Source organism: Luteimonas sp. 8-5 (genome assembly GCF_029763755.1).
In the GTDB taxonomy this organism is placed as follows: Bacteria; Pseudomonadota; Gammaproteobacteria; order Xanthomonadales; family Xanthomonadaceae; genus Cognatiluteimonas.
This window is the reverse complement of sequence record NZ_JARUVM010000052.1, coordinates 1-6304: the sequence shown is the minus strand read 5'-3', so window position 1 is coordinate 6304 and position 6304 is coordinate 1. Positions and strand designations below refer to the sequence as shown.

The 6304-nt window shown below is 70.1% G+C and carries 7 protein-coding genes; 5 read left to right on the top strand and 2 right to left on the bottom strand.

Features of this window, described 5'->3' with window-relative positions; translation table 11 throughout:
• The first annotated feature begins 154 nt into the window (after window positions 1-154).
• Genes QAA18_RS07200 through QAA18_RS07190 form a run of 3 tightly spaced genes read left to right on the top strand, consistent with a single transcriptional unit; the run spans window position 155 to window position 3002 of the window.
• Entirely contained in the window at window positions 155-898 is a 744-nt protein-coding gene (locus QAA18_RS07200; protein ID WP_279412202.1) for an endonuclease/exonuclease/phosphatase family protein, read from the top strand.
• Between the two features lie 2 nt (window positions 899-900).
• Window positions 901-2067: a cardiolipin synthase ClsB gene (gene clsB / locus QAA18_RS07195; protein ID WP_279412201.1), complete on the top strand. Its 1167-nt coding sequence runs from the start codon at window positions 901-903 to the stop codon at window positions 2065-2067.
• Window positions 2064-3002, top strand: coding sequence for a YbhN family protein (locus tag QAA18_RS07190; protein WP_279412199.1), 939 nt, complete (start codon window positions 2064-2066; stop codon window positions 3000-3002). Before clsB ends, QAA18_RS07190 begins: the two co-directional genes overlap by 4 nt.
• On the opposite strand, the gene QAA18_RS07185 is transcribed toward QAA18_RS07190, so the two are convergent.
• Entirely contained in the window at window positions 2994-3800 is an 807-nt protein-coding gene (locus tag QAA18_RS07185; RefSeq protein ID WP_279412198.1) for an amidohydrolase, read from the bottom strand. The two genes, QAA18_RS07190 and QAA18_RS07185, sit on opposite strands and share 9 nt — an antisense overlap.
• Before the next feature lie 7 nt (window positions 3801-3807).
• On the bottom strand, window positions 3808-4953 hold the full coding sequence (locus QAA18_RS07180; RefSeq protein ID WP_279412196.1) for a pyridoxal phosphate-dependent aminotransferase: 1146 nt from the start codon (window positions 4951-4953) through the stop codon (window positions 3808-3810).
• A 47-nt stretch (window positions 4954-5000) separates the two neighbouring features.
• On the opposite strand from QAA18_RS07180, the gene ccmA reads away from it, so the two are divergent.
• Both ccmA and ccmB read left to right on the top strand, forming a co-directional pair.
• A complete protein-coding gene (gene ccmA, locus QAA18_RS07175) occupies window positions 5001-5657 on the top strand; it encodes a heme ABC exporter ATP-binding protein CcmA (RefSeq protein ID WP_279412203.1) in 657 nt (218 codons plus the stop codon).
• The coding region (gene ccmB, locus QAA18_RS07170; RefSeq protein ID WP_279412195.1) for a heme exporter protein CcmB at window positions 5654-6304 on the top strand (651 nt) is incomplete at its 3' end. The genes ccmA and ccmB, both read left to right, overlap by 4 nt.

Genomic DNA, 6304 nt, shown 5'->3' with positions numbered 1-6304 from the left:
GGCGGTCGCCCGGGCGGTGGCAAGCCCGGCGGTGGCCAGCGTCCCGGCGGTCGCGGTCCGCGCGGCGGCAACGGCAGCCGCTAGACAACCTCGCTAGCCACGGCCGGTACGCCATCACGTCGCGTGCCGGCCGTCATCGGCACACTCGGGCCGCATGCCGGCCCTCAACGTCCTCACGCTGAATGCCCACATGGGTTTCAGCACTTCGCGGCGCCGCTTCGTGCTCCCCGCGTTGCGCGAAGCGATCCGCGGCGTGTCCGCCGACCTGGTGTTCCTGCAGGAGGTGCTGGGCGCGCACGCCCATCATGCCCGGCGCCATGCCGACTGGCCGGCCGAACCGCAATACGAGTTCCTGGCCGACACCATCTGGGCGCAACACGCGTACGGTCGCAACGCCGCCTACCCGCACGGGCACCACGGCAACGCGCTGCTCTCGAAGTTCCCGATCCTGCTCCAGCGCAACCACGACGTGTCGGTACAGGGCCACGAACAACGTGGGCTGCTGCATTGCGTGCTCGATGTACCAGGCAGCAGCGGCGAACTGCACGCGGTGTGCGTGCACCTCGGCCTGCGTGAAGCGCATCGTCGCCGGCAGCTCTGCCTGCTCTGCGACCTGTTGCGCGATGGCATCCCCGCCGCCGCGCCGGTGATCGTCGCCGGAGACTTCAACGACTGGCGGATGCGCGGCCACGGCCTGGTCGAAGCTTGTGGCCTGGTGGAAGCCTTCATCGCATCGAACGGTCGGCCGGCGCGCACGTTTCCGTCGCGCCATCCGCTGCTGACCCTGGATCGCATCTACCTGCGCGGCGCGCGCGCCAGCGATCCGCGTGTGCTCAAGGCACGTCCGTGGTCGCGCCTGTCCGACCATGCGCCGCTGTTGGCGCGGGTGGAGTGGTAGCGATGGCCAGGGTGGACAGCCACGAACTGCGACTGCTCGAGAACGGCGAGGCGTTCTTCGCGCGCGTCGGGGAAGCCATCGCCGCGGCGCGGGACGAAGTGCTGCTGGAAAGTTTCATCCTGTTCGAGGACAAGGTCGGCCTGGCGCTGCAGCAGCAGCTGGTCGCTGCCGCCCGGCGCGGCGTCCGGGTCGAGGCGACGGTCGACGGCTACGGATCGCCGCACTTCTCCCCTGGGTTCATCGCCGCGCTCAGCGACGCAGGCGTCCGGTTGCGCGTCTTCGATCCTCACCGGCCGCTGCTGGGCATGCGCATGCACGTGTTCCGGCGCCTGCATCGCAAGCTGCTGGTCATCGACGGGAGACGCGCCTTCATCGGCGGCATCAATTTCTCGGCCGACCACCTGGCCGACTTCGGCCCGGATTCGAAGCAGGACTATGCGGTGGAAGTCGCCGGCCCGATCGCCGCGACCGTGCGCGACTTCATGCACGCCGCGCTTTCCGGCGATGGCACGGGCGAACGCTGGCACCCGCCGCCAGCGCCGCGCGACGCCGCATTGCGCTTCGTGCTGCGCGACAACCGCAACCGCTCGCGCGACATCGAGCACGCCTATCGGCAAGCCATTCGCGCCGCGCAGGAAGAAGTGCTGCTGGCCAATGCCTACTTCTTCCCCGGCTACGGTTTCACCCGCGACCTGCGCCACGCCGCCCGGCGCGGCGTGCGCGTGGTGCTGCTGATGCAGGGCCAACCGGACACGCCGCTGGCGCGCATCGCGCGCCGGCTGTACCGCCCGTTGGCCGAATCGGGCGTGGAGCTGCACGAATACTGCCGGCGTCCGTTCCACGGCAAGGTGGCCGTCGTCGACCGCGAGTGGGCCACCGTGGGTTCCAGCAACCTCGATCCCCTGAGCCTCTCACTCAACCTCGAGTCGAACCTGGTGGTGCGCGATCGCGACTTCGCCGGCGAACTGCGCGCGCGACTGCTGCACCTCCTGGAGGAGGACTGCGAACCCGTCGACCAGGCGCGCATGCCACCGTGGCGGCCCTGGCACGTGCTGACCCGTCCCCTGCTCTTCCATTGCCTGCGGCGCTTCCCCGACTGGGCCGGCCTGCTGCCCGCGCATACGCCGAAGACCGCGCTGCTGCGTCCCGACCCCGGAACTACGCCATGAGCGCCGTGCGCAAGCGCACCTGGCGGCAGCGCTGGTTGCGCATCGCCTTTGGCGCCTTCGCGCTGGTGGTGGCGGTGCTGCTGGTGCGCTACGCGCGCGGCATCGACTGGCCTGCCGTGGCTGCGGCACTGGCAGGCCTGGACACCACCACGGTGTCGCGCGTCGCCGCGCTGGCGGTGCTGAGTTTCCTCACCTACGGCAGCTACGACCTGGTCGCGCGCCGCTATACCGGCCACCACTTGTCGACGCGGCGCGTGCTGGGCATCGGCATGACCGCCTACGCCTTCGCCCTGTGCGTGGGCGCGGCGATCGGCAGCGCCGGCTTCCGACTGCGCATGTACGCGCGTTCCGGCCTGGGCATCGGCACCATCAGCCGCATCATCGGCTTCAGCGTGGCCGGCAACTGGCTGGGCTACGGGACCCTGGCCGGGGTGCTGTTCGCCAGCGGCGCGGTGTCGCCCCCGGCGCAATGGTCGTTCGGGAGCGGTTGGCTGCGTGCCACCGGCGTGGTGATGCTGGCGCTGGTGGTGGCCTACCTGGCCGCATGCGTTGCCTGGCATGGGCGCGTCGTCCATGTCCGCGGACACCACCTCCGGATGCCGTCGGTCGGCCTGGGCGCATTGCAGGTCGCGCTGGCGACATTCAACTGGTCGCTGATGGCGACCATGCTGTTCTTCTTGCTCGGCACCGCGCATCCGTGGCCGCTGGTCGCCGGCACGCTGTTGCTGGCAGCCGTGGCCAGCGCGATGGTGCACCTGCCGGCGGGCATCGGCGTGATGGAAGCAGTGTTCATCGCCGTGCTGGCGGCGGGCGTTCCGGATGCGCGCATCCTCGCCGCCCTGCTCGCCTGGCGTGCGCTCTACTACGTCGCCCCGCTGGTACTGGCGACGGCGTTCTACCTCGGCTTCGAGGCGCGCGGCAGGCGCTCAGCGTAGTTCGAACACGTCCGCGTCCAGCATCGCCGGGAAATGTTCGCGATGCGCGCGCAGGCGTTCCATCGACAGCGTCGTGGTCGACACCACTTCCATGTCGGTGCATTCGCTCAGCGGCTCGCCGAGGAAATCCAGGATCGCGCTGTCGCCGGAATAGCGGTGCCCGTTGCCGTCGGTGCCGACCCGGTTGAGGCCGGCGACATAGCACAGGTTCTCGATCGCCCGCGCCCGCAGCAGGGTCTTCCACGGCCATGCCCGCACCGCCGGCCAGTTGGCCACGTACAGCAGCAGGTCGTAGTCGAGCTGGCCCGGGCGCTCCACGTCGTAGCGGTTGCGCGAGAACACCGGGAAGCGCAGGTCGTAGCAGACCAGCGGGCAGATCCGCCAGCCGCGCCAGTCCACGGTCAGGCGCGGCGCGCCGGCGGCATAGCGCTCGTGCTCGCGCGCGTAGCGGAACAGGTGGCGCTTGTCGTAATGCTGCAGGCCGCCGTCGGGCGTGGCGAACAGCAGGCGGTTGTACACCTTGTCCGCGCTTTCGCCGGCGCGCAGCTGCACGCTGCCGCACACCGCCGCGTCGAGGTTGCGCGCCTGCTCGCGGATCCAGGCCACGGTCGGCCCGTCCATGGTCTCGGCCTGGCCGATGGCGTCGTTGCTGAAACCGCTGGTGAAGGTTTCCGGCAGCAGCACGAGGTCGGTGATGCCGCGCAGCGGCGCGATCAACCGGCCGTAGTACTCGCGGTTGCCGGCCGGGTCGTGCCAGCGGGTATCGCCCTGGACGAGGCTGACTCTGAGGTCTTGCATGGGATTCCTACAATCGCTGCAGCCGGGTAATGGCCGCGTCGAGGGTGGCCTCGCTCTTGGCGAAGCACAGGCGCGCCAGGCGCTGGCCCGGTGGCGGGGTTTCGTAGAACGGCGAAAGCGGGATCGAGGCGACGCCGTGCTCGGTGGTCAGCCAGCGGCAGAACGCGAGGTCGTCCAGGTCGCTGACGGCCGAATAGTCCACCAGCTGGAAATAGCCGCCGGGTACCGGCAGCGGGCGCAGCCTGGTGGTGCGCAGCTGCTCGGCGAAGCGGTCGCGCTTCTCCTGGTAGAACGCGCCGAGTTGCTCGTAGTGCTCCGGCTCGTCCCGGATCATCGCGGCGAACGCATGCTGGGCCGGGGTGAAGGTGCAGAAGGTGTTGTACTGGTGGACCTTGCGGAACTCGGCCGAAAGCGCCGGCGGCGCAATCACGTAGCCCACCTTCCAGCCCGTGCAGTGGTAGGTCTTGCCGAAGCTCGACACCACCACCGCCCGCTGGCGCAGCGCCGGATGGCGCAGCACGGATTCGTGGCGCGCGCCGTCGAACACGATGTGCTCGTAGACCTCGTCGGACAACAATACGATGTCGTTGCCGCGAAGCAGGTCTTCGATGGCCGCGATGTCGTCCGCCCCGAACATCGCGCCCGACGGATTGTGCGGGCTGTTGACCATCAGCATCCGCGTGCGCGGCGTGATCGCCGCGCACACCGCTTCCCAGTCCGGCGCGAAGGTGGCCGGATCCAGGGGCACGTGGACGGCTTTCGCCCCGGCCAGGTCGATCGCCGGCTCGTAGCAGTCGTAGCACGGGTCCAGCACGATCACTTCCTCCCCGGCGTGGACCAGGGCATGGACCGCGTCGAAGATCGCTTCCGAAGCGCCGGAGGTGACCGTGACTTCGGCATCCGCGTCCGGCCGCCAGCCGTAGCAGCGCTCGGTCTTGTCCGCGATCGCCTGGCGCAGCGCGGGGATGCCCGACATCGGCGCGTACTGGTTGTGCCCGGCGCGCATGGCCGCGTCGAGGCCTTCGAGCAGGCGGCCCGGCGGCGGGAAATCGGGAAAACCCTGGCCCAGGTTGATGGCCTGGTGCTCGGCGGCGAGCTGGGACATCACGGTGAAGATCGTGGTCCCTACCTTTGGAAGCTTGGTGCGTGGCATCGGTCCTGCCCGTGCGTTCTACAATGCCGCTTTGTAGCATGACCGGCATGACAGACCAGCAGCAAGCCCCGCCCCTCCTGACCGCGCAGGGCCTTGCCTTCTCGCGCAACGAGCAGCGCGTGTTCGGCCCGCTGGATTTTTCCGTCGAAGCCGGCGAGGCGCTGCTGGTGCAGGGCGGCAACGGCGCGGGCAAGACCACCTTGTTGCGCGTGCTGGCGGGCCTGTTGCAACCCGACGCCGGCGGCATCGGCATCGACGGACGCCCGGCCGACCCGGCGCTGCGCGCCCGCGCCATCGCCTACATGGGCCACCTGCCCGCGCTCAAGGCAGACCTGACCGCGCTGGAGAACCTGCACTTCCTGTGCGGCCTGCACGGCCGCCGCCGCGGCCAACTGCCGGGCAACGCCATGGCCGCCGTCGGCCTGGCCGGCTACGAGGACGCACTGGCGCGGCAGCTATCGGCCGGCCAGAAGAAGCGCCTGTCGCTGGCGCGCATGTGGCTGTCGCCGGCGCCGTTGTGGCTGCTCGACGAGCCCTACGCCAACCTTGACCTGGAAGGACTGGAACTGGTCAACCGCATGATCCAGGCACACCTGCGCGATGGCGGCGCCGCCCTCCTCACCACCCACGGCGCTTACGCCGCACCGCCGGTGCGCACACGGATGCTGGTGTTGAACAGCGCGCAACTGGAGCCGCTGCCATGATGTTCTCCGCGGCCAAAGCCCTGGTGGCGCGCGACCTGCGCCTGTTGTGGCGCCGTCGCGGCGACGCCATGCAGCCCGCAGTGTTCGCCTTGCTGGTGCTGGTGCTGTTCGCGCTGGCGCTGGGCAGCGACAGGAAGCTGCTGGGGATGGTCGCCGGTGGCGCGTTGTGGGTGGCGGTGCTGCTTTCAGGACTGCTGGCGCTCGACACCTTGTTCCGCGGCGACGCCGAGGACGGGTCGCTCGAACAGTGGTTGTTGGCGCCGGTGCCGCTGGCCTGGCTGGTGCTGGTGCGCGTGGCCACCCACTGGGCCACCACCGTGCTCCCGCTGCTGCTGGCGATGCCGCTGCTGGCCGAAGTGATGGCGTTGCCACCGGCGCAATTGCCGGTCTTGATGGTATCGATGGCGTTGGGAACGCCGTTGCTGGCGCTGCTCGGCGCCGTGGTCGCGGCGCTGACGGTCGGCATGCGCCGTTCCGGGATCCTGGTGGCGCTGCTGGCGTTGCCGCTGTACGTGCCGGTGCTGGTGTTCGGCGCCGGCAGCGTGGCCGCGTCGACGCAAGGCCTGGATGCGACCGGCGGGCTGCTGCTGCTCGCCGCCGGGCTGGTCGCTGCACTGGCGCTGGCGCCGCTGGCGGCCGCCGCGGCG